The following is a 24,804-nucleotide window of genomic DNA, read 5'->3' as shown; positions in this document are numbered from 1 at the left end:
TCAGTACTGCCCGGGGCCGTGCAGCAGGGCGGTACGGATCAGCCGGTCGACCAGCTTCGGGTACTCCAGTCCGGAGGCCGCCCACATCCGGGGGAACATCGAGGTCGGGGTGAACCCCGGCATGGTGTTGATCTCGTTGAGGTAGACGTCCAGCTCCGGGGTGACGAAGAAGTCGGCCCGGGCCAGTCCGGCGCAGTCCAGCGCGGTGAAGGCCCGCACGGAGTAGTCGCGTACCTGCCGGGCCACCCGGTCGGGCAGGTCGGCGGGGACGTCGTACTCGCAGGCCGACTCCGCGTCGATGTACTTGGCCTCGAAGTCGTAGAATTCGTAGTCGCCGACCACTCGCACCTCGGCCAGCACGGAGGCCTCGGGCATGCCGCCGGCCTCGCCCTCCAGCACCCCGCACTCGATCTCCCGGCCGACGATGGCCGCCTCGACCAGTACCTTGCTGTCGATCTTCCGGGCGGCGGCGACCGCGGCGTCCAGGTCCGCCCAGTCGGTGACCTTGCTGATCCCGAAGGAAGATCCGGCCCGGGAGGGCTTGACGAAGACCGGCAGCCCCAGCCGCTGCTTGTCCTGCTCGCTCAGGGTCATGCCGCTGCGCAGCACCGCGTACGGGCCGACCGGGATGCCCTCGGCGGCGCAGAGCTTCTTGGTGAACTCCTTGTCCATCGCGGCGGCGGAGGCGAACACCTTGGCCCCCACGTACGGGATGCCGGCCATCTCCAACATGCCCTGGATGGTGCCGTCCTCGCCGTAGGCGCCATGCAGCACCGGGAAGACCACGTCCACATCGGCCAGTGCCCGGGGCCCTTCGGTGGGGTCCAGCACCAGCAGGCCGCCGCCGGTCGGGTCGGCCCGCAGCACGATGTCCTGACCGGACTCGGCGGTGATCTCCGGCAGGCTGCGCGCGTTGATCGACAAGCCGGTGGGATCCCCGTCGGTGAGCACCCACTGGCCCGCTCGGGTGATGCCGACCGGCACCACCTCGAACTCGTCCGGGTCCAGGGCGCCGAGCACGCTGCCGGCACTGACACAGGAGATGCCGTGTTCCGGGCTACGGCCGCCGAAGACGATCGCCACGCGGGTCTTGCCTGGGGTGCTCACTGCGGTCACCTTTCCGGGACGCGCTGCTGGCGCTTCCCCGGATGACCTTACTGTGCGTGGCCACAACCGGTAGCCGATACCCTGCGAGAAGTCGGGTCAGGCGCATCCGGTCAATCATCACCATGCGGTGGGTAATCAGGCGGGCGGCCGACCGGACGGCTCCCCCGCCCCAGAGCATGTCGTCGGCCGATCGCGAGCACCTTGACCCGCTGCCGACCGGCCCGCACCATACCCAGGGCCATGAAGGCGCCGGCGATCCGTTCGGCGGCCTCCCGGCTACTCGCCCCGACCACCTGGCGGCGACGCTCGGGGGCGGTTCGTTCGTCGCGTCCACCGACGACATCCGGCCGGACATCGGTCAGTACGACCAGGAAGCGGGTCACCGGCCGCCGCCCGGGTCCGTCGTGGCCGCTGCGAGATCGCCCGAGAGCCGCTGCACACATCGCCCCCCTTTCCGGTACGGACTCATGGCACGGCACGCGGCGGCCGGGTAGGGGGAATAACCCGACCGCCGCGCGCCCCATCCCCTCCGGTCACTCACCATCACCGTCGCCACGACAACCGATGGTGAGGACTTGATGACAGCCTGACACCATCACGGTTGTAAATGCAACTCCCGCAGACGTTTTCTCATGTACACAGTCCCAAATATGTGCGATCATCGATTCATGGCTCCGAAGACCGCCCGTGCCCGCCGGCTGGGCATCGCCCTGCGTCAGCACCGTGAGGCCGCCGGCCTGACCCTCGAAGTCGCCGCGGACGAGATCAACAGCACCCGCAGCACCCTGTCCCGCTACGAGAACGCGCAGACCCTGGTCAGCCCGGCCACCGTACGCGCGCTGCTCACCCTCTACGGGGTCGGGGCGGACGAGGTCGCGGCAGCCGTCGCGCTGGCCAAGGACGCCCGCAAGCCCGGCTGGTGGGTGTCCTACTCGTACCTGCTGGACCGGCGCACCATCGACTTCATCGCCCTGGAGGCCGAGGCCACCGGCATCGCCAACTTCGAGCCATCGGTGGTGCCCGGCCTGTTGCAGACCGCCGACTACATCCGGGGGGTGATGCGGGGCGGCCCGCACACCCTCAGTGACAACGATGTGGAGGAGCGGGTCCACCTGCGGCTGGATCGGCAGCAGCGACTCACCGGTGACGAACCCCCGATCTTCGACGCGATCATCGACGAGGCCGCGCTGCTGCGCCCGGTCGGCGACACGGCCACCATGCAGGGGCAACTGCGACACCTGCTCAAGATGAGCGAGTTGCCGAACATCACCGTGCAGCTGATCCCGTTGGCTGCCGGCTACCACCGGGGCACCCGGGGCTCGCTGCACATCCTCGAGTTCGCCGATCCGGAGGATCCGATCATCGCCTCGGTGGAGACGGTGGCCGGTCAGATGATCCTCGACCGGCCCGGAGACCTGCGCACCTGCACCAGGATCATGGAACACCTGCGGACGGTCGCGCTCAGCCCGGCGGCCAGCCGCGACGAACTGGTCACGATCCTGAAGGGACGTAGCTGATGACACCGACGACCAACGCCACCCCGGCGGTGGCCGGCTGGCGCAAGAGCAGCCACAGCGGCGACGAGGGCGCCTGCGTGGAGGTGGGGGTCGCACCGGGCAGGGTGGCCGTACGCGACTCCAAGGACCCGCAGGGTCCGCTGCTGTTGTTCGCCCCGGCCGCCTGGACCGCCTTCGCCGGGGCACCGCCGGTGCGTTGACCCCCGTCGGTCTCCCCCTGCCCGACAGTCACCTGCACACCCGGAACCGCTGACCGGGCCGGTCAAGGGCACCGCCGGCCCGGTCAGCCCCGCGCTCGTCGGTGTTCACCCGGTCTCCCGCCGGTGCTACCTTCACCGCCGACGTAGCCGCCCAACAGCCGGGAGTCCGTGTGCGGAGCAGATATGGCCTCCTGATCGCCGTCGTCGTGTCGACGGCCGCTCTCGCCCTCATCGGCTCACTCGCGGGCTACTACCTGGCCGGGCGGAGCGAATCACCGTCCATCCGGGCCGCAACGGACCGGAGTCCGGGAACCGCAACGGACCGGAGTCCGGAAACCGGGGCGGGGCGGAGTCCGGAAACCCCGGCGGAGCGGGGCCCCGCCCGTGGCGGAGGGGCCGTCCCGCAGACCCCGGCGAACACCCCACGGCAGACCTACCGAATCGACCGGCCGGTCTACCAGCAGTCGACGTCAACCCTCACGTTGACCACCGCCGAGACCGCCGACGGCACGGTACGGCTCACCTTCAGGTACCGCAACGACTCGCCGCTGCCGTGGCCGTTGGCCTGCCCCACCCGCGAGAAGGACCTGACCTCCTCCGCGCTGATCATGGCCGACGGCCGCACCGTGCACCCGACCGACACCTGGTGTGCCGCGGAACGGCCCGGCGAGAGCATCACCGTCGCCCCGGGAGAGTCGATCGACACGTGGGGCGTCTTCCCGGTGTCCCCCGCTTCCGCCGAGCCCTTCTCGGTGCGGTGGTACAGCTTCCCCGTCCTGACGGATGTCCAACTGCGCTGACCGAGGGCCACTGATGGTGGACAGTCGTCAGCCGCCGACCAGCGGCGGCGGGGTCGGCAGGGCGCGTACCGTCGCCAGGGCGGCCAGGGCGGCACCTCGGGCCCCGGCCATGTCACGGTCCGGCACCAGCGCGAAGGTGGCCAGGGCGGCCTGCTCGTCGCGCAACGCGGTGTGCTCGCGTACGGTCGCCAGGAACCAGTCCCGGAACTCCGGGCCGGTCTCCACCACCCCACCCCCGACGAAGTACGCATGGGGGTCGGTGAAGTTGGCCGCGATGGTGAACAGTGCCCCCAGGGCCCTCGCCTGTTGGGCGAAGATCTCCCGGGCCATCTCGTCGCCCCGCTCGCCGTAGCCACGCACCAGCTTCGCCGCCCGGGACGGCGGCTCGTCGGCCAGCGGATGGTCCGGAAACCGGGTCAGCCAGTACGGCAGCAGGTTGCGCTCGATCGCGGTCAGCGAGGCGACCGACTCCACGTCACCGGCGAAGCCACAGGCGCAGGTCGGCACCGGTTGGTCGGCGGCCAGCACCTGCGTCAGTGGAATGTGCACATGCCCCAGCTCACCGGCCATCCCCGCCGCCCCGGCGACCACCCGGCCATGCTCGACCAGACCACCGCCCAGCCCGGTGCCCACGATCGCCGACACGGATGACCGCTGCATGGCCTCGGCGCCGAAGTGGACGTGGTGGGCGTAGAGGGCGGCGGCGTTGCCGTCGTTGTGGTAGACCACCGGCAGCCCGAGCCGGCGTTCCAGGGCACTGCGGATGTCGTGGCCCCGCCAGGCCGGCTGGGAGAAGTTCGTCGACCCCTTCGAGGAGATCACCCCGGTGGCGCTGGCCGGACCGGGAGTGTCCAGCCCGACGGCCTGCACCTGGTCGCGGGACACCCCGGTCAGGGCCAGGACCTCCGCGAAGGAACCGGCCATCGCCTCGACGGCGGCCTCCGGTCCGGCGCGTACCTCGCTGGGCGTCTCCACCAGATGGTCGACCAGGAACCGCCCATCGGCCGTGAGCACTGTGGCGTTGTTGTTCGTACCGCCGTTGTCGATGCCCACGACCACCGTTGTGCCAGCCACCCGCCAACCGCCTCCCACCGATCCGCTCTGACGTGAGGCTAGTTCTCCAACCCGCGACCCGCCATGTCGACCGGCCGGTGGGCCGTCATCGCGGTGGCCCCCAGCGACTCGTCGCGGACGGTCGTCGGGATCAGTCCGGCCTCCCGCAGTACGGTCGCCAGCGGGTCGACCTGGGTTGCACCGACCTCCACCACCAGGTTCCCGCCCGGTGCCAGCCAGCTCGCCGCGTCCGCAGCCAGGCGGCGCAGCACCGCCAACCCGTCCGGCCCACCGTCCAGGGCCACCGGGGCCTCGTATCGGCGCGACTCGGCCGGCAGCAGGTCCAGGGCGGCGCTCGGCACGTACGGCGCGTTCGCCACCACCAGATCCAGGCTGCCCCGCCAGGCCCCCGGCAGGGCCTCGAACAGGTCACCGGTGCGGACCGGCACGGCCAACTCGGCCAGGTTGCGGCGGGCACAGGCCACCGCGGCGGGGTCCACATCAGCCGCCGCCAGCAACCTCGGGGCACTCAGCCGCCGCGCCAGGGCCCGGGTGAGGGCGCCGGAGCCACAGCAGAGCTCGACCACCCTGGCGGCCGGCCCGGTCACCGCCACGGCCGCCGAGACCAGCAGGGCGGTACGCGCCCGCGGCACGAAGACCCCGGGTACGACCGTGATCCGTTCGCCGCAGAACTCCGCCCAGCCCAGCAGGTACTCCAGCGGTTGCCCGGCCACCCGCCGGTCGACCAGCGCGGCCAGGGTCTGCCGGCTCTCGACCGCCTCTACCAGCAGCCGGGCCTCGTCCTCGGCCCAGACGCAGCCGGCCCGGCGGAGCCGGTCGACCGTGGCGTCCCGTACCGCCGAGGAGACGTCGATCATCTAGCGGCGGCGTCCAGGGCGGCCGACACGTCGGCGATCAGATCGGCGGTGTCCTCCACCCCGCAGGAGAGCCGGACGAAACCCGGTGCGGTGTCGTCACCCCACTGGGCCCGCCGGTCCGCCGTGCTGTGCAGGCCGCCGAAGGAGGTGGCCGCACCGACCAGCCGGGCCGCCTCCAGGAAGCGGGCCACCCGCTCGGCGGTACCCAGATCGAAGGAGAGCACCCCCGGCATCCGCCGCAGCTGACGCGAGGCCACCGGGTGGGCCGGATCCTCCGGCAGGCCCGGCCACCGCAACCCGGTCACGTCGGCACGGGCCGCCAGCAGCCCGGCCAGGGCCTCGGCGTTGGCGGTCTGCCGGGCCAGGCGCAGGTCGAGGGTGGCCAGCGAGCGGTGCGCCAGCCAGGCGTCGAAGGCCCCGGGCACCGCCCCGGTGGCCGTACGCCAGGCGGTGAACCGCTGCACCAGCTCCGGTGACCGGGTGGCCAGGTAGCCCAGCAGCAGATCGGAGTGCCCGGTCAGGGCCTTGGTGCCGGAGGCGACCACCAGGTCGGCGCCGAGATCCAGGGGACGTTGCCCGAGGGGGGTGGCGGTGGTGTTGTCCACCGCCAGCAGGGCACCGGCGGCGTGCACCCGCTCGGCCAGCGCCGGCAGGTCCACCACGTCCAGTCCCGGGTTGGCCGGGGTCTCCACCAGCACCAGCCGTACCCCCTCGAAGGAGGGGTACGGCCCGACGGTCGGTGCCAGCAACACCCGTACGCCGTTGCCGGCCAGGGTGTCGGTGGCGAAGGCCCGGACCGGGAAGTATCCGTCGGCCGGCAGCACCACGGTGTCACCGGCGCGCAGCAGCCCCAGCAGCAGCCCGGTGATGGCCGCCTGGCCGCTGGCGAAGACCCGACACTCGCCGCCCTCCAGCTCGCCGATCGCCGCCTCCAGCAGCCGTCGGGTGGGGTTGTCCGGGCGTCCGTACCCGTTCGCCACCGCCTCCGGCCCGTGCCGGGGGTCGAGATGGTACGGCGCGGCGAAGACCGGCCCCGGCAGGAAGGGCTGGCCCGGTTCCGGGGCGGGCAGCCCGGCCCGTACACACCGGGTGCCGTCACCGTCGGCCGCAGGCCGCTGCGCGAACCCGCCCTCGCTCATCCGCTCACTCCGGCTTGGTGGTGCGGCTCATCAGGGCGCGTACCGCGACCCGGGGGTCGACGCCCTCGTGGCAGACCAGCTCGACCTGCTCGGTGATCGGCATCTCCACCCCGTGGGCCCGGGCCAGGTCGCGGATGGCCAGGGCGCTCTTGACCCCCTCGGCGGTCTGCCGGGTGGCCACCCGCGCCTCCTCCAGGGTGGCGCCCCGCCCCAGGTGCTCACCGAAGGTGCGGTTCCGGGCCGACGGCGACGAGCAGGAGGCCACCAGGTCACCCATGCCGGCCAGCCCGGCGAAGGTGAGGGGGTCCGCACCGAGGGCCACTCCCAGCCGGGCGGTCTCGGCCAGGCCTCGGGTGACCAGCATGGCCCGGGTGTTGTGACCGAAGCCCATGGCGGTGGCGATGCCGTACGCCAGGGCGATCACGTTCTTCACCGCGCCGCCCAGCTCACAGCCGATCACGTCGTCATTTGTGTACGGCCGGAAGTACGGCGTGGTGATGGACCGCTGCACCAGGGTGGCCCGGTCGGAGTCCGTGCAGGCGACCACGGTGGCGGCTGGCTGCTCGGCGGCGATCTCCGGGGCCAGGTTGGGACCGGAGACGACGACCACCCGGTCCGCCGCCACCTGGGCGGTCTCGACGATCACCTCGCTCATCCGCTTGGTGGTACCGAGTTCGATGCCCTTCATCAGCGACACCAGGGTGGCGTCGGGGTGCAGGTACGGGACCCACTCGGCCAGGTTGCCCCGCAGGGTCTGCGAGGGCACCGCCAGCACCACCATCTCGGCGCCCTTGATCGCCTCGGCGGCGTCACCGGTGCCGGTGACCCGCTCCGGCAGCACCACCCCCGGCAGGTACTCCGGGTTGCGTCGCTCCGTACGGATCAGGTCCGCGATCGGCTGTCGTCGGGCCCAGATGGTCACCTCCCGGCCGGCGTCGGCCAGGATCTTCGCGAACGCCGTACCCCAGGACCCGGCGCCCAGCACCGCCACGTGCCCACTCACGCCGTCGCCTCCGGACGCTGCTCGACGTTGGCCCGACCATTGCGCTGCCACAGCGGCGGTGGGGTGCCACCCCGGATCTCGGCCAGCATGTCCCGCAGCCGCAGCATGATCACGTCAGTCATCTCCTCCAGCACCGACCGGCTGGGAGCGGCACCGGCCCACCGGCTCAGGTCGATCGGCGGCCCGGCCACCACTGTCACCGGGATCCGGGGCCGCAGGTTGAGCCGGCCCCGGCGCGGGTCGAAGATGCGCTCCGGGCCCCACATCACCACCGGCACCACCGGGGCGCCCGTGGCCAACGCCAGCCGAGCGGCCCCGGTCTTGCCCTTCATCGGCCACAGGTCCGGTTCCCGGGTGATGGTGCCCTCCGGGTAGATGATCACGGCGTCACCCTCGCCGAGCGCCTTGATCAGGGCGTCCAGCGACTTGGCCGCGTCGACCGTCCCACGCTCGACCGGGATCTGCTTGCACCGGTGCAGAATCCAGCCGATCACCGGGACCTTGAACACGCTCGCCTTGCCCAGGAACTGCGGCCATCGCCCGGAGTCGTAGATGAAATGGGAGGCGACAAGCGGATCGGCATGCGACATGTGGTTCGCCACGATGATCATTGGGCCCTCGGTGCCGAGGTGCTCCATCCCCCGCCAGGTACGCCGGGTCCAGACCGTCATCACCGGCTTGACCAGCACCACGGCCACCCGTTGCCAGAACCCCAGCCTGCGCTGACCCACCGTGCCTCCTCGTACCAGCCCCGCCCACCGGAGGAACCGGTGACGCCCGCAGCCGAAATCATGCCTGCTCGCCCCTGGTACGGCCAGTGAGGGTACCGATGCAAGGCTGGCAGGATGACAGTGTGAGTCAGCCATGGACCGTGGTGGTACCGGTCAAGCGCCTGACCGCCGCGAAGACCCGGCTGCGCGGCGGGGTGCCCGGCGTACCTCACGAGAAGCTGACGCTGGCCCTGATCGCCGACACCCTGGACGCGGTGCGCGCCTGTCCCGGGGTGGCCGAGATCCGGGTGGTCACCGACGATCCCCAGGTGAGCCTGCTGGCCCGGATGATCGACGCCCGGGTGCTGCCCGACCCCCCGGCCCCCGGCCTGAACGCCGCCTTCCGGCACGGCGCGGCCGGGGTCGGCGGGTGGGTGGTGGCACTCACCGCCGATCTGCCCGCCCTGCGTCCGGCCGACCTGGCCGCCGCCCTGGACGCCGCCCGGGTAGGTCCGCCGCACCTCCGCTCCTTCGTCAGCGACTGCCCCGGGACCGGCACGGTGCTGCTGGCCGCCCCGACCGGGGTACCCCTGGATCCCCGGTTCGGGCCCGGCTCGGCCGCCGCGCACGCGCGCAGCGGGGCCCGGCCGCTCACCGCCGCCTGGCCCAGCCTGCGTCGGGATGTCGACACCGCCGCCGACCTGGCCGCCGCGGCCCGGCTCGGGCTCGGTCCCCGCACCGCGGCCCTGACCGCCGACTGCCTGAGCGGCTGAGCGGCTGAGCGGCTGAGCGGCGCTGGCGGCGGGCTTGCCCCCGGCTGGGCCGCGCCTGCGTGTACGGTGCTGGGCATGCAGGGCACGGTGGCTACCTTCGACGCGGCGACCCGCAGCGGGCTGCTGCTGCTCGACGACGGCACGGAACTGCCCTTCCCCGCCCCCGCGTTCGACGCCTCCGGACTGCGGCTGCTGCGCCTGGGTCAGCGGGTCAGGGTGGAAACCGACAGCGAAGGCGCCGTCGTCCGGGTGACGATACCGACGATGTCCTGACCTCCCAGCTCAAGTTCAGTTCGGGTTCACCGTGACCGGGTGATTATTGGCGGGTGAGCACCCCTCGCGAACGCCCGGACAATCCCGGCCAACCCGACCCCGCAGCAGCCTCCTCCGGGTTGGCGGAGGTGCTGGATCCCAGCCCCGGGCCGGCCCTGCCGGAGCCCCCCGAGGCGCGGCCCGACCGGCCCCTGCCGGAGGACCGGTTCCTCAACCGGGAGCTGTCCTGGCTCGACTTCAACGCCCGGGTCCTGGCCCTGGCCGAGGACCGACGTACCCCGCTGCTGGAGCGCGCCAAGTTCCTCGCGATCTTCGCCAGCAACCTGGACGAGTTCTACATGGTGCGGGTCGCCGGGCTGAAACGGCGGCTCACCGCCGGGCTACCGGTGCGCGGCGGGGACGGGTTGCCGCTGCGTACCCAACTGGAACTGGTCGCCGCCAAGGCGGCCACCCTGGTGGCCCGACACGCCGCCTGTCTCATCGACGACGTGCTGCCGGCGCTGGCGGCGGAGGACATCCGGGTGTTGGGCTGGTCCGACCTCGGCGACCGCGAGCGGGAACGGCTGCACTCCTACTTCCGCCAGCAGATCTTTCCGGTGCTCACCCCACTGGCGGTCGACCCGGCCCACCCCTTCCCGTACATCTCGGGTCGTTCGCTCAACCTGGCCGTGTCGGTGCGCGACCCGGACGGTGGACCGGAACTGTTCGCCCGGGTCAAGGTGCCCGACAACGTGCCCCGGTTCGTCCGGGTCGACCGGGACCGGCCCGGGGTACGGGTGCTGCCCGTGGAGGACCTCATCGCCGTCCACCTCGGCCAACTCTTCTCCGGTACGCAGGTCCTGGAGTGCCACCTGTTCCGGGTCACCCGCAACGCCGAGGTGGAGGTCGACGAGGACCGCGACGAGGACCTGCTCCAGGCCCTGGAACGGGAACTGGCCCGGCGCCGATTCGGTCCCCCGGTCCGGCTGGAGGTCGCCGCGTCGATCTCCGACCGCATGCTGGAGTTGCTGGTCCGGGAACTGGACATGGACCGCCAGGACGTACTGCGGGTCCGTGGGCTGCTCGACCTGTCCGCCCTGTGGCAGCTCTACGGCGAGGCGGACCGCCCCGACCTGAAGGATCCACCCTTCGTGCCGGCCACCCATCCCCGGCTGGCCGAGGGCGAGGTGCCGCGCAGCGTCTTCGCGACCCTGCGCGACGGGGACGTGCTGGTGCATCACCCGTACCACTCCTTCGCGACCAGCGTGCAACGCTTCATCGAGCAGGCCGCCGCCGACCCGAACGTGCTGGCCATCAAGCAGACCCTGTACCGCACCAGCGGGGACTCCCCCATCGTGGACGCCCTGGTGGAGGCCGCCGCGGCCGGCAAGCAGGTGGTGGTGCTGGTCGAGTTGAAGGCCCGCTTCGACGAGGTGGCCAACATCGGCTGGGCCCGCACCCTGGAACGGGCCGGGTGCCACGTGGTCTACGGACTGGTCGGCCTCAAGACCCACTGCAAGACCGCCCTGGTGGTACGCCAGGAGGGCGACCAGATCCGGCGCTACTGCCACATCGGCACCGGCAACTACCACCCCAAGACCGCCCGCCTCTACGAGGACTTCGGGATGCTCACCGCCGACCCGGACATCGGCGCCGACCTGACCGACCTGTTCAACGTGCTCACCGGCTACAGCCGGCAGACCGCGTACCGGCGACTGCTGATGGCGCCCCAGGGGGTACGCAGGGGTCTGATCGAGCGGATCGAACGGGAGATCGCCCAGGTCCGGCTCGGCCGGCCCGCACTGGTGCAGTTCAAGGTGAACGCCCTCGTCGACGAGGCCGTCACCGACGCCCTGTATCGGGCCTCCCAGGCGGGGGTGCACGTCGACCTGATCATCCGAGGAATGTGCACCCTGCGTCCCGGGGTGCCGGGGCTGTCGGACAACATCCGGGTCCGCTCCATCCTCGGCCGGTTCCTGGAACACTCCCGGATCTTCCGCTTCGGCAACGACGGCGACGCCGAGTTCTGGATCGGCTCGGCCGACCTGATGCACCGCAACCTGGATCGACGGGTCGAGGCACTGGTCCAGGTGAGCGACCCGGTGGCCCGAGCCGAACTGGACCACGTGCTCCAGGCGGCGATGAGCCCGGAGGTCGAGGCGTTCGAGTTGACCGCCGACGGCAGCTGGCTCCGGCGCAGCGGCACATCTGCCGCGCCCCTGGACCGACTACAGGACCTGTTGCTGCGTCGGGTCGGGGGCACCGCCGGACGAGCCGCCCGGGCAATAGGCTGAGCAGATGGTCGAGGAGGAGGACCCGGCGGTCCCTGGCCGCTGGCGTACCCCGCTACCCGATGTCGGCGTAGCCGAGATCCGGGCCGCCGGCGGGGTGGTGTGGCGACCGACACCGGACGACGGCGTCCAGGTGTGCCTGGTGCACCGCCCCTGGTATGGGGACTGGACGTTGCCGAAGGGCAAGTTGGAGCCGGGCGAGCATGCACTGCTGGCCGCCGTCCGGGAGGTCGCCGAGGAGGCCGACGCCCAGGCGGTACCCCAGGTGCGCCTGCCCAGCGTGCGGTACCGCAGCGAGGGCCTGGACAAGACGGTCGACTACTGGTCGATGCGGGCGGTGGGCACGGGCGGTTTCCAGCCCGGCACCGAGGTCGACGATGTGCGCTGGCTAGGGGTGGACGATGCGATGAGGCTGGTCAGCTACCCGCACGACAACCAGGTGCTGGCCGCCTTCGCCGCGCTGCCCCGAGCGACCGCGACCATGCTGCTGGTCCGCCACGGCCACGCCGGTCGGCGACTGGACTGGTCCGGCCCGGACACCGGCCGACCCCTGGACCCCCGTGGCTGGTCGCAGGCGCATGCCTTGGCGCCGCTGATCGCGCTGGTCCGCCCCACCCGACTGTTCTCCGCCTCACCCCGCCGATGCGTGCAGACCCTGGACCCGGCCGCCGCGCAGCTCGACCTGCCGATCGAGATCAGTGGCGACCTGGACGAGCCCCGCGCCGGCCAGCAGGCCGACGAGTGCACGCTGGCCGTAGCGGCAGCACTGACCGCATGGGCGGCGAACAGCGAGTCGGTCGCGGCGTGCAGCCAGGGCAAGGTCATCCCCGGCGCGTTGGAGCGGCTCGTCGGCCAGTCCGGCGACTACGCCACCGGAAAGGGCGGCGGCTGGCTGCTCGCCTTCACCGGCGACCGCCTGCTAGCAGCCGACCGCCTCTGAGTCCCTCCCACAACCCCACCGCCACCACCAGGTGTGCCGGGGGTCGAGTCGGCGGTGCCCGATCGGCTGCCCGTCACAGCCGGGCCGGTGGCAGCTTGAGGGTGACGGCGACCGGCAGGTGGTCGCTGGCGGTGCTCGGGGTTGCGGTCGGGTCGGTGGCCGACAGGTCCGGGGAGACGAAGATGTGGTCGATCTGGGTACGCGGGTCGTCGGCCGGGCTGGTGGGCAACGGGCGTACGGCCGCCAAGGCGTCGACCAGCCCGGCATCGGTGAGGGCCGTGAAGGCCGGATCACCCGGCTCGGTGTTGAAGTCACCAGCGACGACGAGTGGCCCACCGTCGGCGTACCCGGTGGCGAACTCGGCGACCACCCGGGCCTGCACCACCGGATCCGTACCCGGCGGGGGTTGCAGGTGGGTGCTCACGACCGCCAGCCGTACGCCGTCGCTGAAGTCGACAGTCACCCCCAGGGCCTGGGCACCGGTGGGTGCGCCGACCGCGGGTAGCGCGCGGGTCCGCGCCCGCTGGACCGGCCACCGACTCAGCACCGCATCGCCCCACAGGGCCCCGGCGGCGGGCGCGAAGACGTACGGCATATCCAGCCGGGTCGCCAACAGATGCAGGGTGTCGTGACCGCCGTTGAGCAACCAGCCCCGGTCGATCTCGCTGAGCACCACCACGTCGGCCCGCCCGATCGCCCGCTCCAGGCCGGCCAGGTCGAGCCGCCCGTCCAAGCCGAAGCCCATCCGGATGTTGTACGCCACCAGCCGGATCTGCTCGGGTGGCCCGCCCCGGTTGGTGGCCACCAGCCACGGCCCCTGCACGGCCGCGGCGACGAGGGCGAGCACGGTGGCCAGCAGGGCGGCCGGCAGGGCGACCGACCACTCCGATCGCCCGGTGGCGAGGGGCATCGGCGGCGGCAGGGCACCGGGGGCCGCTGTCGCAGGTCGCCGCCGTCCGCCCAGCGCGGCGACCCCCACCACCGCCGCCACCAGGGCGGGCAGCCATCCGTTGGGGTAGCCGATGTCGTAGGCGGCGTAGTACAGCACCGCCGCCAGAGCGAAGACCACCATGCCGCCGGTCGCCGCGTACCCGCGACTGGCCGCGGTCGACCGCCCTCGGTCGGCGGCGGTCAGGGCCAGGCAGCCGCCCAGCCCCGCTGCGGTGAGCAGCATCGCGACACCGAGGAACCCCGGTGGCCCGTACCCGAACAGCAGCGCCCCGGCCAGCAGCAGCACCGGGAACAGGGGACGGCTCGGCGGCGGGGTCAACGCGCAGAGCACGAACAGCGCCACTGCGGCGGCCAGGGGCGCCAGGCCGAACAGGGGCGTGCCGGCGGTGCCGGCCGCACCGAGCCAGAAGGACATCGCGGTGCCCGCGACCGCCGGTGACAACGCGACCATGCCACCCAACAGCAACGCGGGCCCGACGAGCAGCCAACTCCGGCCCGGCGGTAGCGCCCCGGTGTCGTCGTCCTGCCGGCCGGATCCGGGCTTTGCGGCGAAGGCGACCGCCAGGACCAGCAAGGACGCCACCAGGAGGAAGCTCAGCAGCCAGGCCTCCCAGCGTCCCCACCACACCGGGTCGTGGGTACCGGTCAGGGCGTGGCCGAGCGCCCCGGCGGTCAGTCCGAAGACCAGCCCGTGCAGCGGTCGCCTGATCTGGCCGGCGGTCGCGGCCAGCCACACCAGCCCGGCCAGCAGGCCTGCGGTGGCCAACCAGAGTTGGGTACGACCCCCGGGCGTCGCGGTCAACGCCAGCCGGGCGGCGCTCAGTACGGCCACCGCCAACAGGCCGACGGGACGGGCACCGACCCGGACGACGAGGGCCGGTGCGGCCAGGGCGAGCACGAACCAGCCGAGCGCGAAGGCACCGAGCAGTTCGGCGGGGGTCGAGGCGGCCTGCCCGAAGACGGTGATGACCGACGGCAGGAAAACCCGCAGCACGTCGGTCAACACGACGAGACCCAACGCCAGGGTGGCGGTACCGAGGTGGCGATGACGCAACACGGTCCTCATTTCGCCGAGGGTGTGCGGCGATTCTGGTGCCAGGCGGCGCGTCGGTCAACGGGGCGGTGCGGGGCGGCCCGAACACGACGAAGGGCGCCCACCACCGAGGCGGGCGCCCTTCTCGTACGACCGGATCAGCGCCGGGTCGCGGTCTTCTTGGCCGGCGCCTTCTTCGCCGGGGCCTTCTTGGCCGCCGTGGTCTTGGCCGCCGTGGTGGTGGTCTTGGTGGCGGTGGTCTTCGCCGGTGCGGCCTTCTTCGTGGTGGTCTTCCTGGCCGCCGCGGTCTTGGTCGCGGTGGCCTTCGCCGGTGCGGCCTTCTTGGTGGCCGCCGCGGTCTTCGTCGCGGTGGTCTTCTTGGCCGCCGTGGTCTTGGCCGCCGTGGTGGTCTTGGTCGCGGTCGTCTTCTTCGCGGTGGTCGCCTTGGCGCCAGTCGCCTTCGCGGTGGTCGCCTTGGCACCGGTCGCCTTCGCGCCGGTGGTCTTGGCGGTGGCCGCGGCTGCCTTCTTAGCCGCCGCCGTGGCCTTCGGCACCTTGCCGCTGGCCACCATCTCCTTGAACCCGGCGCCTGGGCGGAAGGTCGGCACGGAGGTCTTCTTGACCTTCACCGCCTCGCCTGTGCGCGGGTTGCGCGCTGTTCGAGCGCCACGAACACGCTTCTCGAACGCTCCGAATCCGGTGATCGCCACCTTCTCGCCCTTGGTGACCGCCGCCTGGACCTCAGCGAGGACCGCGTCGAGCGCGGCCGTCGCCGTCTTCCGGTCCCCCAGGCGAACGGCGAGCGCCTCGATGAGCTCGGCCTTGTTCACGACTTCCTCCTGATTGTGCAACTGACTCGACGCGAGCCATTCTGCGCGCACGGTATGCCCTGTGCTGCCGGGACACAAACATTCGGTGGAAAAAAGCCCTTGTGTCGTAACGGATTCGCCCCCACCGGTGGCACCGGTGGGGGCGGAATCGGCGAACAGACCCGGCGAACGGCTATGCGACCCGGGGCAGGAAGGACGGCCGGGTGGTCTCGAAGGTACTGATCTGGGCCTCGTGCCGCAGGGTGAGTCCAATGTCGTCCAAGCCCTCCATCAGCCGCCAGCGGCTGAAATCGTCGAGCGGGAACGACCACGTGAAGGTGCCGGCCCGGACCTGGCGGGTGGCCAGGTCCACGGTGATCGAGGTGTCGGGGGCGGCCTCGACCAGACCCCAGATTTCCTCGACCGCTTTCAATTCCAGCTCTACCGGAAGCAACCCTTCCTTAAGAGCGTTGCCCCGGAAGATGTCACCGAAGCCGGGTGCGATCACGGCTCGGAACCCGTAGTCGCGCAGCGCCCAGACGGCGTGCTCGCGCGAGGACCCGGTGCCGAACTCCGGACCGGCGACAAGAATCGACGCCCCGGCATAGGATTGATCGTTGAGTACGAATCCCGGGTCCTCCCGCCACGCGCTGAACAACCCGTCGGCGAAACCGGTACGGGTCACCCGCTTCAGGTAGACGGCCGGGATGATCTGGTCGGTGTCCACGTCGGACCGACGCAGCGGCACGGCGGTGCCGGTGTGCACGGTGAACTTGTCCATCTGTCGCAGCCCTTCTACAGATCGGCGGGAGCGGCCAGTCGGCCGACCACTGCGGTCGCGGCGGCGACCGGCGGACTCACCAGGTGAGTACGCCCGCCCCGGCCCTGGCGGCCCTCGAAGTTCCGGTTGGAGGTCGAGGCGGAGCGCTGCCCCGGCGAGAGGGTGTCCGGGTTCATGCCCAGGCACATCGAGCAGCCGGCGAAGCGCCACTCCGCACCCGCGTCGGTGAAGACCTTGTCCAGCCCCTCGGCCTCGGCCGCCTCCCGTACGGCGGCGGAGCCGGGCACCACCATCATGCGTACGCCGTCGGCGACCCGGTGACCGCGCAGCACGTCCGCGGCGGCACGCAGGTCCTCAAGCCGGCCGTTGGTGCAGGAGCCGACGAAGACCACGTCGACCGCGAGGTCACGCAGCGGGGTGCCCGGTCGCAGGTCCATGTACTCCAGGGCACGACGGGCGGCGGCCCGTTCCGCGTCGGTGGCGAACTCCTCCGGGTCCGGCACGGCCGCGCCCAGCGGAACGCCCTGTCCCGGGTTGGTGCCCCAGGTCACGAACGGCGTGATCTCCGACGCGTCCAGGATCACCTCGGCGTCGAAGGTCGCCCCCTCATCGGTGGGCAGGGTCCGCCAGTAGGCCAGCGCCGCGTCCCAGTCGGCGCCGGTGGGGGCGTTCGGCCGCCCCTTCAGGTACGCGAAGGTGGTCTCGTCCGGCGCGATCATGCCGGCCTTGGCACCCCACTCGATCGACATGTTGGCGATGGTCATCCGGCCCTCCATGGACAGCGCCCGGATGGCCTCACCGCGGTACTCGACGATGTGTCCGCGACCGCCACCGGTGCCGACCTTGGCGATCAGCGCGAGGACCAGGTCCTTGGCGGTGACGCCGGGGTTGAGCTGACCGTTGACGGTGACCGCCATGGTCTTCGGACGGGCCTGCGGCAGTGTCTGGGTGGCCAGCACGTGCTCGACCTCACTGGTGCCGATGCCGAAGGCCAGTGCCCCGAAGGCGCCGTGGGTGGCGGTGTGCGAGTCGCCACAGACGATGGTCATGCCGGGCTGGGTGAGTCCGAGCTGCGGGCCGATGACGTGCACGATGCCCTGGTTCTCGTCGCCCAGGGGGTGCAGCTTCACGCCGAACTCCGCGCAGTTGCGGCGCAGCGTCTCGATCTGGGTACGCGAGGTGGGGTCAGCGATGGTGAGCAGGTCACCACGGCGCTGCTGGAACGAGGGATCGGCGTACCCGGTCGGGGTGTTGTGGTCCTCGGTCGCGAGGGTGAGGTCGGTACGGCGCACCCGTCGACCGGCGAGCCGCAGCCCGTCGAACGCCTGCGGGCTGGTCACCTCGTGCAGCAGGTGCAGGTCGATGAAGAGCAGATCGGGCTCTCCCTCGACAGACCGGACGACATGCGCGTCCCAGACCTTCTCGGCCAAGGTTCTCGGCTGAGTAGTGGCTCCCACCATCTGGACATCCTAAATTCTGGGAGGTAAGTTTCGGCTTGTGGGACACAGTATGAGCGGTGTCGGCGTTCTCGACAAGGCGGTGGTCATCCTGGCCGCCTGTGTCGACGGCGCCAGCCTGGCCGAACTCGTTGAACGCACCAAGCTGCCCCGAGCCACCGCGCACCGGCTGGCCCAAGCCCTGGAGATCCACCGGATGCTGGTCCGGGACACCCAGGGCCGCTGGCGCCCCGGCCCTCGCCTGGGCGAGCTGGCCAATGCCGCGCCGGACGTCCTGCTGACCGCGGCCGAGCCACTGCTGGCCGCATTGCGGGACGCCACCGGCGAAAGCGCCCAGCTCTATCTGCGCAGAGCGGACGAACGGATCTGCGTGGCCGCCGCCGAGCGGGCCAGCGGGCTGCGGGACACCGTCCCGGTCGGCTCGGTGCTGCCGATGACCGCCGGGTCGGCGGCCCAGATCCTGCTCGCCTGGGAGCCACCCGAGGCGGTCATGCCACTGCTGCCGCGGGCCAAGTTCACCGGCCGCACCCTGGCCGAGGTACGCCGCCGCGGTTGGGCGCAGAGCGTCGCCGAACGCGAGGCCGGTGTGGCCAGCGTCTCAGCTCCGATCCGCGACCGCACCGGCCGGGTGATCGCCGCCATCAGCATCTCCGGCCCCATCGAACGCCTCGGCCGCCGCCCCGGCGAACGCCACGCCATGGCCGTAGTAAGAGCCGGCCAACGCCTCTCCGGCCTCTAACCCCACCCCCACCCCCACTCCCCGCCCGCCCCCACCACTTAGCCCCTGTTGATCAAGAAGTTTTGGTCTACGAACAGTCGATTCGAGACGCAAACTTCTTGATCAACCAGACCGGGGAGGGTGGCCGGGAGGGGTGCGTGGGGTGGGGAGGGGTGGGTGTGGAAAGGGGGAAGCCCGTCTCGCCGGGGCGAGACGGGCTTCGTGTGGTAGCCCCGACCGGATTCGAACCGGCGCTACCGCCTTGAGAGGGCGGCGTCCTGGGCCGCTAGACGACGGGGCCAGAACTTTCCTGGTTCACCGCCGTTTCCAGCGGTGCGGCAGTAGTCTAGCGGCGATTCCCAGCGCCGTATCAGCGGGGTGGGTGGGCTTGATGCGCCGCCGGAGCGCCGAACCCTGGCGGTAGGCCCTAGCTGGTCGAATGCTCGACGCGGGCGGGTCGGGAGTTGCTGCGCCGGGCTGGCAGGCGCGGTCGGTCCGGCTGAGCCGGAAGGCGCTGTGAGCCGCAGAGGGCACTGGGCGAGCCGCAGAGGGCACTGGGCCAGGGCTGGGAGTAGGGGCACCGTTCCAGGAGAGGGTGTCGAGCCGGGATTGCCGAGGCGAGCCGGGCGCCAAGGGCGCGACGCGAAGGGCGAGCCGGGGCTGGGAATAAGGGCGCCGAGCGGGAATGGCAAGCGGCTCGTCCCAGGAGGGACGAGCCGTGAACATCTGTAGCCCCGACCGGATTCGAACCGGCGCTACCGCCTTGAGAGGGCGGCGTCCTGGGCCGCTAGACGACGGGGCCAGAACACAATGCGACACCACCTTTCGGTGGTGTCGCCGAACTCTACCAGACCTAGCGAACCATGTTCCGTGGCGGAACGTGGATGCTGAGAACCCACCAGAATCCAGCGACCTCGGTTCTCGCGAACCTCGGATGCGCTGGGGTACCAGGACTCGAACCTAGACTAACTGAACCAGAATCAGTTGGGCTGCCAATTACCCCATACCCCATCGGCCCCTTGCGGCGCCGGGATCAAACCTTACCCTCCCGGCACCGGCAGGCCAAATCGACTTCCCCAAACCGCCTCTGACCTGCAGAGACAGCCTCAGGCGGCGGATACCACCGGGTTGGTCAGGTCGCCGATCCCCTCGATCCGGACGGTCACCGTATCCCCGTCCACGAGCGGGCTAACCCCCGCCGGGGTGCCGGTCAGCACGACGTCGCCCGGCAACAGGGTCATCACATGCGAGATGTACGACACCAGGGCGGGCACGTCGAAGACCATGTCCCGGGTCCGGCCCAGTTGGCGGACCTCCATCTCCTCCGGGTCCCGTCCCACCTCACACCGGATCTCCAGGTCACCGACGTCCAGGCCGGTGGTGATCCAGGGGCCGATCGGGCAGAACGAGTCGAACCCCTTGGCCCGGGTCCACTGGTTGTCCGAGCGTTGCAGGTCCCGGGCGGTGACGTCGTTGGCGCAGGTGTAGCCGAAGATGGCCCGCTGTGCCGCGGCCCGGTCGGCGCGGCGCGCCCCCGGGGCACCGATCACCACGGCCAACTCGGCCTCGTGCTCCACCTGCTTGCTGAACTCCGGCAGCCGGATCGCGTCCCGAGGACCGATGACGGAGGTGGAGGGCTTGAGGAACAGCAGCGGCTCGCTGGGCACCTCGCTGCCGTGCTCGGCGGCGTGCTCGGCGTAGTTGCGGCCGACGCAGACCACCTTGCTGGGCAGGATCGGCGAGAGCAGGCGGACGTCGGACAGCGCCCAACGGACGCCGCTGAAGGTTATCTGGCCGAACGGGTGTCCCGAGATCTCGGCGATGGTGAGCCCCTGCGGGCCCGCCCCCGGCTCCCCCTCGACGACTCCGAACGACATTCCCTTGGCATGAGCGAAACGAGCGATACGCACCAGGACAATCTAGCCCCGCCCGTGGACCAGGTGCGGCACCTTACCCCTGACGATCACCCTCGGTGCCGGATTCGCCGCTTCGTACCCGGCCGACGATGCCGTCGACCTAGCGTCGGCTGCGGAGGTTCGTTCGTATGCCTGCATCGACACGACACCACAGGGCCCTGGCGGCGATCGTGCACTGCGTGGGGTTTCTCACCGCAGCTGTGCCGGCGCTACCGGCGTTCACCACGACAGAGCCCGCAGCGGCCGAACGTCCGCCTGCAGTGGCGGCGGCCGAACGTCCGCCTGCAGTGGCGGCGGCGGGGCGTCCGGCGGCAGTGGCGACGGCGGAGCCGACGATGCCCTCGGCACCACCGGCCGTGCCCACTCCGACCCGGCTGGCCTCGCCCGCTCCCGCGCCGAAGGTCAGCGTGCAGGTCGCCCCGGCCAGCACCACCCAGCCGAGCTACCGCATCGAGGTTCGCAACGCCGGCAACACCCCGGTGGACACCACCGTGCGCCAGGAACTGCCCCAGGGGGTCTCGGCGACCGCGATCAGCGACGGCGGTCGGGAGGTACGCCCCGGCGGGTCCACGGCCACGGAGGTGACCTGGCGGCTGAGGTTGTCCCCGCGCAGCACCACCAAGCTGGACACCACCCTGAGCAGCACGGCGGCGCAACAGCCGGTGACCGCTCCGGCCTGCGCTTTCGCCGTGGACGGCCACCGGCCGTACGACTGCGCGACCGCCACCTGGACGGCACCGGGTGCCACCGCGGAGCGTTCCCAGGAGTCCCCGGGGTGGCGTGACCAGGCACCCGCCCTGCTGGCCGGGGTGGCGGTGCTGCTGGTCCTCGCCGGCCTGGGGTTCGCCACCTGGCGGCGTCGCCGGCCCCCGGTCGCGGCGGCGCTGGCCTCCGACGGGCCGGGGCGGATCTATCCCCGACCGGCCGCGCCCCGGCCGCCCACCCGCCGCCGCACCCCGCCGGTGTGGTTGATCGTCCCGGTGGCCGCGACGCTGCTGGCGGCCACCCTGGGCACGGCGGCGTGGACCGCCACCCGACGGGTGGCCGCGATCGACACCGACAGCCAGCCGACCAACGGGGCCTGGAAGGGCACCGGGGTCACCGGTGGCCTGGGGATACCCCTGCGGGAGGACGCCTTCGAGTTCACCGTCTACCGGATGACCTGCGACCCGGGCCGGGGTGCCCGGCAGTGCCAGGCCACCGTCGGGGTCCGGAACCTGACCCGGGAGCACCACAGCTGGCACGGCAAGCTGCAACGGGCGTACCTGGCGAACGGCAACTGGGTGACCACCGACGAGCAGGCCACCCGACAGGTCAACCAGGGGCGGGACGTCTTCGCCGAGCCGATGGCCGCAGGCAGCCGCATGGTGCTGCCGCTGGTCTTCACGGTCGACGGCGGCGAGGCACCGCAACGGCTGGAGCTTCGCAGCGGGGTCTTCTCCGCCGGGGTACGGGTGGACGTGCCCTGATCAGCGGCGGTCGTACCCTTGGACGGTGACCGCCGCCCACCCCAGCTTCGACAGCCTGCCGGCTGCCGTGTGGATGCCGCGCGCCCAGGCGCACGAGGAGCGGGCCGACGCCCTGACGGCCGCACATCGCAGGCGCCGGGCGGCCCGACGACGTCACGCGATCGACGACTTCCTCTACGAGTACTACGGCACCCGGCCCTCCATGCTGCGCCGTTGGCATCCCGGGGTGGGGGTCCGGCTGGAACCCGGACCGCAGGGCCCGGCGCCGAACGGGCAGTGGCGGTGGTACGCCACCGACTCCGAGGGCACGGTCGGCTTCGACGCGGCGGCCTTCCTCGCCGACCGGGCCGAGTCGGTACGTTTCATCTGGCGGCTGCTGTCCTCGATCGCCACCCGCCCGGCCTTCACGGGCTGTTTCGGGTTGCACGAGTGGGCAATGGTCTACCGCCAGCGCGAGCATCGGCACCCCCTTCCCCTGCGGCTGGGCCAGGAGGGCACCGACGCGGTGGTCGAGGCGCACCAGATCAGATGCTCGCACTTCGACGCGTACCGGTTCTTCACCCCGGAGGCCGTCGGCCTCAACCGGCTGCGCCCAACCCGGGCCAGCCAGGTGGATCTGGACCAACCGGGCTGTCTGCACGCCGCGATGGACTGCCACAAGTGGGCCACCAAGCTGGGCCCGGCCGTCCCCGGCGAACTGGCCCTGGACTGCTTCGAGTTGGCCCGGGACATCCGGCTGCTGGACATGCAGGCCTCACCGTACGACCTCTCCTCCTACGGGCAGCCGGCGGTGGCCATCGAGACCCCGGAGGGCAAGGCCGAGTACGTGACCCGGCAACGGGAGTTCGCCCAGCGCTCCGGGCTGCTCCGGGCTCGGCTGATCGAGGTCTGCACCACCCTGCTGGCCACAGTGGAGCAACCGGCGCTGACCTGACCAGTCGCAGCGGGCAGCGGACGGAAGGCTGCGGGACCACCGACCGGTGGCCCCGCAGCCGTGGTCACGATCGGGAGCAGTGTGCCGTCGGCGCGGTGTTGGTGCTGCCGGCGGAGGCCAGGAACCCGAAGGTGGTCTGCGCACCGGGCGACAGGGTGCCGTTCCAGCCGGCGTTTCGGGCGGTGACCACCGAGCCGGTCTGGGTCACCTCGGCGCTCCATGCCTGGGTGACCCGCTGCCCGTCGGCGAAGTCGAGCCGCACCACCCAACCGGTGAGTGCGCTCGCACCGTCGTTGCGTACGGTCACCTCCGCCTGGAACCCGCCCTGCCAGCTACCGGCTAGCCGGTAGCTGGCCACGCAACCTCCCGGCGGCGGCGTCGGGGTCGCAGTGGCCGTCGGCGTCGGCGTGACCGTCGGAGTAGGCGTGGGGGTGGGGGTCGGGATGCCGGTCAGGGCCGACACCAGGGCGGGATACCAGCGGTCGGACATCTTCTGGTCGCCGGCGGCGTTGGGATGCACCCCGTCGTAGGTGTCCGTGGCGGTGTTGAAGCCGGTCCACTGGTCCACCACGACGATCGGCGACTGGCTGGTGGTCCTGCCCGCCGCCCAGCCGTCGATGGCGTTGTTGAGGGCCACGGTCCGCTGCCCGCACTCCGGGCAACTGCTCGGCGCCATCGGGATGATCTTCGCTACCAGGATGCGCATGGCGGGATTGCTGGCGCGCATCTGGTCCACCAGCCTGCTGTACGCGGTGAGGATCGTGGTCGGGGCGATGTTGCTCCACACGTCGTTGGTGCCGAAGTGCATGAGCACGATGTCCGGCCGGGTGGCCGACAGCCAGCCCGGGAGCAGGTTCTGGTTGGCCACGTTGGTGGCCAGGTAGCCGCCGTGGCCCTCGTTGTCCCCGTCGTAGGGCTGGCCGCAGCCCTGCGGGCCCAGGGTGCCGACGAAGTCGATGGCGGAGTGCCCGGCGGACTGGAGGCGGTTCCAGAGCAGTGCGCGCCAACAGCCCGGAGAGCCGGTGATCGAGTCGCCGAGCGGCATGATGCGTACCGGATCGGCGAGCGGCACCGAAGCGAGCGGCACCGAGGCGGCGACCGGCGAGGCGGACTGGACGGGGTCGGCGAGCGGGGTCGATGGCGCGGACCAGGCGGTGATCGCGAGGAGGACGGCCGCGAACCCGGCGGCAGCGTTGCGCAGAGGCCTACGGAGCATGGTGGAGGGACTCCTGTCACGTGTCGAAGTTCGTGTGACGGCCCGGACGCTCCCGCGCGCATTCAACCAACAATGATGAGAATCATCAATGCCTTGACTCTCCTGGGATCGACCGGCTAGTCGCCGTCCACCCGCCGGTCGCGCTTGCGCTGGGAACGGCGCTTCTTGTCGGCCAGCCGCCGTTCCTTGGCCCCGCGCGAGGGCCTGGTCGGCCGACGCGGCGGCGGTGGCGGGGCGACCGCCTCGCGCAACAGGGCGGCCAACCGCTCCCGGGCCGCTTCCCGGTTGGCCAGTTGGGCCCGGTGCTCGCTGGCGGCGATGGTCAGCACCCCGTCGACCAGCCGCCCGGCCAGCCGGTCCAGCGCCCGCGCCCGCAGCGACTCCGGCAGGCTGGGCGAGGCGGCCAGGTCGAAGCTCAACTCCACCCGGGAGTCCGTGGTGTTGACTCCCTGCCCGCCCGGCCCGGAGGAACGGGAGAAGCGCTCCCGCAGCTCAGCAGCGGGCACGACCCACCGATCGGTCACCCGCAGTCCGCCGTCCACGCCCTGAGGCTAGCGCCCCGGGGGCGATTCGGGAGAACTGCTCGGGTTCGGCGAGGGCGGCTCCGAGTCGCCTTCTCCCCCGGTTGCGGCATAGGCCACCGCCCCGATCAGCAGCAGGAGGATCACCCCGATCTTCGTGGTGGCCACCTTGATCAGCAGCCAGGCGCCACGACGGGCACCCGGCACGGTCTTCTTGGCGGTCTGGTAGTCGGTCCAGCCCCGCCGGGCGCGGGCGTACGAGGACCCCACGCCAGTTCCGATGATGAGGCCCACCAGCAGGAGGACCGCGATGAGAGGACGCTCCACTCCCGTGAG

25 protein-coding genes and 3 tRNA genes are annotated in these 24,804 nt (G+C 71.7%); 10 read left to right on the top strand and 18 right to left on the bottom strand.

Annotated elements, in window-relative coordinates:
- Together ACLQ2T_RS06195 and ACLQ2T_RS06190 are read right to left on the bottom strand one after the other, a co-directional pair.
- Window positions 1-1,107 carry a D-alanine--D-alanine ligase family protein gene (locus ACLQ2T_RS06195; RefSeq protein ID WP_425765011.1) on the bottom strand — a complete coding sequence of 369 codons (1,107 nt, stop codon included), beginning with the start codon at window positions 1,105-1,107 and terminating at the stop codon, window positions 1-3.
- 110 nt (window positions 1,108-1,217) lie between these two features.
- Window positions 1,218-1,550, bottom strand: a complete 333-nt coding sequence (locus ACLQ2T_RS06190) for a hypothetical protein (RefSeq protein WP_425765010.1) — start codon at window positions 1,548-1,550, stop codon at window positions 1,218-1,220.
- A 225-nt stretch (window positions 1,551-1,775) separates the two neighbouring features.
- Here ACLQ2T_RS06190 and ACLQ2T_RS06185 point away from each other — a divergent pair, with 225 nt between their 5' ends.
- From ACLQ2T_RS06185 to ACLQ2T_RS06175, 3 genes are all read left to right on the top strand, one after another.
- Window positions 1,776-2,624, top strand: coding sequence for a helix-turn-helix domain-containing protein (locus ACLQ2T_RS06185; protein WP_425765009.1), 849 nt, complete (start codon window positions 1,776-1,778; stop codon window positions 2,622-2,624).
- The gene (locus ACLQ2T_RS06180; protein WP_425765008.1) at window positions 2,624-2,824 is read left to right on the top strand and encodes a DUF397 domain-containing protein; all 201 of its coding nucleotides are present in this window, start codon (window positions 2,624-2,626) and stop codon (window positions 2,822-2,824) included. The genes ACLQ2T_RS06185 and ACLQ2T_RS06180 overlap by 1 nt, the downstream gene beginning before the upstream one ends.
- Before the next feature lie 170 nt (window positions 2,825-2,994).
- Window positions 2,995-3,624 (top strand): hypothetical protein, encoded by a 630-nt coding sequence (locus ACLQ2T_RS06175; protein ID WP_425765007.1) that lies wholly within the window; start codon window positions 2,995-2,997, stop codon window positions 3,622-3,624.
- A gap of 27 nt (window positions 3,625-3,651) precedes the next feature.
- On the opposite strand, the gene ACLQ2T_RS06170 is transcribed toward ACLQ2T_RS06175, so the two are convergent.
- The 5 genes from ACLQ2T_RS06170 to ACLQ2T_RS06150 are packed head-to-tail and all read right to left on the bottom strand — an operon-like array spanning window position 3,652 to window position 8,428.
- Window positions 3,652-4,698: an ROK family protein gene (locus ACLQ2T_RS06170; RefSeq protein ID WP_425765006.1), complete on the bottom strand. Its 1,047-nt coding sequence runs from the start codon at window positions 4,696-4,698 to the stop codon at window positions 3,652-3,654.
- Between the two features lie 38 nt (window positions 4,699-4,736).
- Window positions 4,737-5,555: a putative protein N(5)-glutamine methyltransferase gene (locus tag ACLQ2T_RS06165; RefSeq protein ID WP_425765005.1), complete on the bottom strand. Its 819-nt coding sequence runs from the start codon at window positions 5,553-5,555 to the stop codon at window positions 4,737-4,739.
- On the bottom strand, window positions 5,552-6,694 hold the full coding sequence (locus ACLQ2T_RS06160; protein WP_425765004.1) for a cystathionine gamma-lyase: 1,143 nt from the start codon (window positions 6,692-6,694) through the stop codon (window positions 5,552-5,554). The genes ACLQ2T_RS06165 and ACLQ2T_RS06160 overlap by 4 nt, the downstream gene beginning before the upstream one ends.
- A 4-nt stretch (window positions 6,695-6,698) precedes the next feature.
- Window positions 6,699-7,697 (bottom strand): NAD(P)H-dependent glycerol-3-phosphate dehydrogenase, encoded by a 999-nt coding sequence (locus tag ACLQ2T_RS06155; RefSeq protein ID WP_425765003.1) that lies wholly within the window; start codon window positions 7,695-7,697, stop codon window positions 6,699-6,701.
- Complete coding sequence (locus ACLQ2T_RS06150; protein WP_425765002.1) at window positions 7,694-8,428, bottom strand: lysophospholipid acyltransferase family protein; 735 nt, start codon at window positions 8,426-8,428, stop codon at window positions 7,694-7,696. The genes ACLQ2T_RS06155 and ACLQ2T_RS06150 overlap by 4 nt, the downstream gene beginning before the upstream one ends.
- Window positions 8,429-8,550: 122 nt before the next feature.
- Here ACLQ2T_RS06150 and cofC point away from each other — a divergent pair, with 122 nt between their 5' ends.
- The 4 genes from cofC (at window position 8,551) to ACLQ2T_RS06130 (ending at window position 12,663) form a co-directional block, all read left to right on the top strand.
- Complete coding sequence (gene cofC / locus ACLQ2T_RS06145) at window positions 8,551-9,180, top strand: 2-phospho-L-lactate guanylyltransferase (RefSeq protein WP_425765001.1); 630 nt, start codon at window positions 8,551-8,553, stop codon at window positions 9,178-9,180.
- Window positions 9,181-9,255: 75 nt separating this feature from the next.
- The gene (locus ACLQ2T_RS06140) at window positions 9,256-9,453 is read left to right on the top strand and encodes a cold-shock protein (RefSeq protein ID WP_425764999.1); all 198 of its coding nucleotides are present in this window, start codon (window positions 9,256-9,258) and stop codon (window positions 9,451-9,453) included.
- A 53-nt stretch (window positions 9,454-9,506) separates the two neighbouring features.
- Entirely contained in the window at window positions 9,507-11,726 is a 2,220-nt protein-coding gene (locus tag ACLQ2T_RS06135) for an RNA degradosome polyphosphate kinase (RefSeq protein WP_425764997.1), read from the top strand.
- Between the two features lie 4 nt (window positions 11,727-11,730).
- The gene (locus ACLQ2T_RS06130) at window positions 11,731-12,663 is read left to right on the top strand and encodes an NUDIX hydrolase (RefSeq protein WP_425764995.1); all 933 of its coding nucleotides are present in this window, start codon (window positions 11,731-11,733) and stop codon (window positions 12,661-12,663) included.
- Window positions 12,664-12,736: 73 nt separating this feature from the next.
- On the opposite strand, the gene ACLQ2T_RS06125 is transcribed toward ACLQ2T_RS06130, so the two are convergent.
- The 4 genes from ACLQ2T_RS06125 to leuC form a co-directional block, all read right to left on the bottom strand.
- On the bottom strand, window positions 12,737-14,680 hold the full coding sequence (locus ACLQ2T_RS06125) for an endonuclease/exonuclease/phosphatase family protein (RefSeq protein ID WP_425764994.1): 1,944 nt from the start codon (window positions 14,678-14,680) through the stop codon (window positions 12,737-12,739).
- 125 nt (window positions 14,681-14,805) lie between these two features.
- Window positions 14,806-15,477, bottom strand: coding sequence for an HU family DNA-binding protein (locus ACLQ2T_RS06120; protein ID WP_425764993.1), 672 nt, complete (start codon window positions 15,475-15,477; stop codon window positions 14,806-14,808).
- 172 nt (window positions 15,478-15,649) lie between these two features.
- Complete coding sequence (gene leuD, locus ACLQ2T_RS06115) at window positions 15,650-16,237, bottom strand: 3-isopropylmalate dehydratase small subunit (protein WP_425764992.1); 588 nt, start codon at window positions 16,235-16,237, stop codon at window positions 15,650-15,652.
- 14 nt (window positions 16,238-16,251) lie between these two features.
- Window positions 16,252-17,697: a 3-isopropylmalate dehydratase large subunit gene (gene leuC, locus ACLQ2T_RS06110; RefSeq protein ID WP_425764991.1), complete on the bottom strand. Its 1,446-nt coding sequence runs from the start codon at window positions 17,695-17,697 to the stop codon at window positions 16,252-16,254.
- Window positions 17,698-17,746: 49 nt separating this feature from the next.
- Here leuC and ACLQ2T_RS06105 point away from each other — a divergent pair, with 49 nt between their 5' ends.
- Entirely contained in the window at window positions 17,747-18,433 is a 687-nt protein-coding gene (locus tag ACLQ2T_RS06105; protein WP_327022305.1) for an IclR family transcriptional regulator, read from the top strand.
- Window positions 18,434-18,637: 204 nt separating this feature from the next.
- Here ACLQ2T_RS06105 and ACLQ2T_RS06100 read toward each other — a convergent pair.
- From ACLQ2T_RS06100 to ACLQ2T_RS06085, 4 genes are all read right to left on the bottom strand, one after another.
- Window positions 18,638-18,713: transfer RNA gene (locus ACLQ2T_RS06100), tRNA-Glu, on the bottom strand.
- A gap of 428 nt (window positions 18,714-19,141) precedes the next feature.
- Window positions 19,142-19,214 (bottom strand) — tRNA-Glu (locus ACLQ2T_RS06095).
- A gap of 137 nt (window positions 19,215-19,351) precedes the next feature.
- A tRNA-Gln gene (locus tag ACLQ2T_RS06090) sits at window positions 19,352-19,423 on the bottom strand.
- A 95-nt stretch (window positions 19,424-19,518) separates the two neighbouring features.
- Window positions 19,519-20,322 carry a fumarylacetoacetate hydrolase family protein gene (locus ACLQ2T_RS06085; RefSeq protein WP_425764990.1) on the bottom strand — a complete coding sequence of 268 codons (804 nt, stop codon included), beginning with the start codon at window positions 20,320-20,322 and terminating at the stop codon, window positions 19,519-19,521.
- A gap of 134 nt (window positions 20,323-20,456) precedes the next feature.
- On the opposite strand from ACLQ2T_RS06085, the gene ACLQ2T_RS06080 reads away from it, so the two are divergent.
- Window positions 20,457-21,797: a hypothetical protein gene (locus ACLQ2T_RS06080; protein WP_425764989.1), complete on the top strand. Its 1,341-nt coding sequence runs from the start codon at window positions 20,457-20,459 to the stop codon at window positions 21,795-21,797.
- A 73-nt stretch (window positions 21,798-21,870) separates the two neighbouring features.
- Window positions 21,871-22,731, top strand: a complete 861-nt coding sequence (locus ACLQ2T_RS06075) for a 3-methyladenine DNA glycosylase (protein ID WP_425765227.1) — start codon at window positions 21,871-21,873, stop codon at window positions 22,729-22,731.
- Window positions 22,732-22,795: 64 nt separating this feature from the next.
- Here ACLQ2T_RS06075 and ACLQ2T_RS06070 read toward each other — a convergent pair whose 3' ends face one another.
- The 3 genes from ACLQ2T_RS06070 to ACLQ2T_RS06060 form a co-directional block, all read right to left on the bottom strand.
- The gene (locus tag ACLQ2T_RS06070; protein ID WP_425764988.1) at window positions 22,796-23,947 is read right to left on the bottom strand and encodes a cellulose binding domain-containing protein; all 1,152 of its coding nucleotides are present in this window, start codon (window positions 23,945-23,947) and stop codon (window positions 22,796-22,798) included.
- A gap of 116 nt (window positions 23,948-24,063) precedes the next feature.
- Complete coding sequence (gene arfB, locus ACLQ2T_RS06065; protein ID WP_425764987.1) at window positions 24,064-24,489, bottom strand: alternative ribosome rescue aminoacyl-tRNA hydrolase ArfB; 426 nt, start codon at window positions 24,487-24,489, stop codon at window positions 24,064-24,066.
- 9 nt (window positions 24,490-24,498) lie between these two features.
- Window positions 24,499-24,795, bottom strand: a complete 297-nt coding sequence (locus ACLQ2T_RS06060) for a hypothetical protein (protein ID WP_425764986.1) — start codon at window positions 24,793-24,795, stop codon at window positions 24,499-24,501.
- Between the last annotated feature and the right edge of the window lie 9 nt (window positions 24,796-24,804).

The sequence above is a fragment of the Micromonospora sp. DT229 genome (genome assembly GCF_049844505.1).
Classification (GTDB): Bacteria; Actinomycetota; Actinomycetes; order Mycobacteriales; family Micromonosporaceae; genus Micromonospora.
The sequence above is the reverse complement of the archived record's forward strand: the minus strand, read 5'-3'. Positions and strand labels throughout refer to the sequence as shown.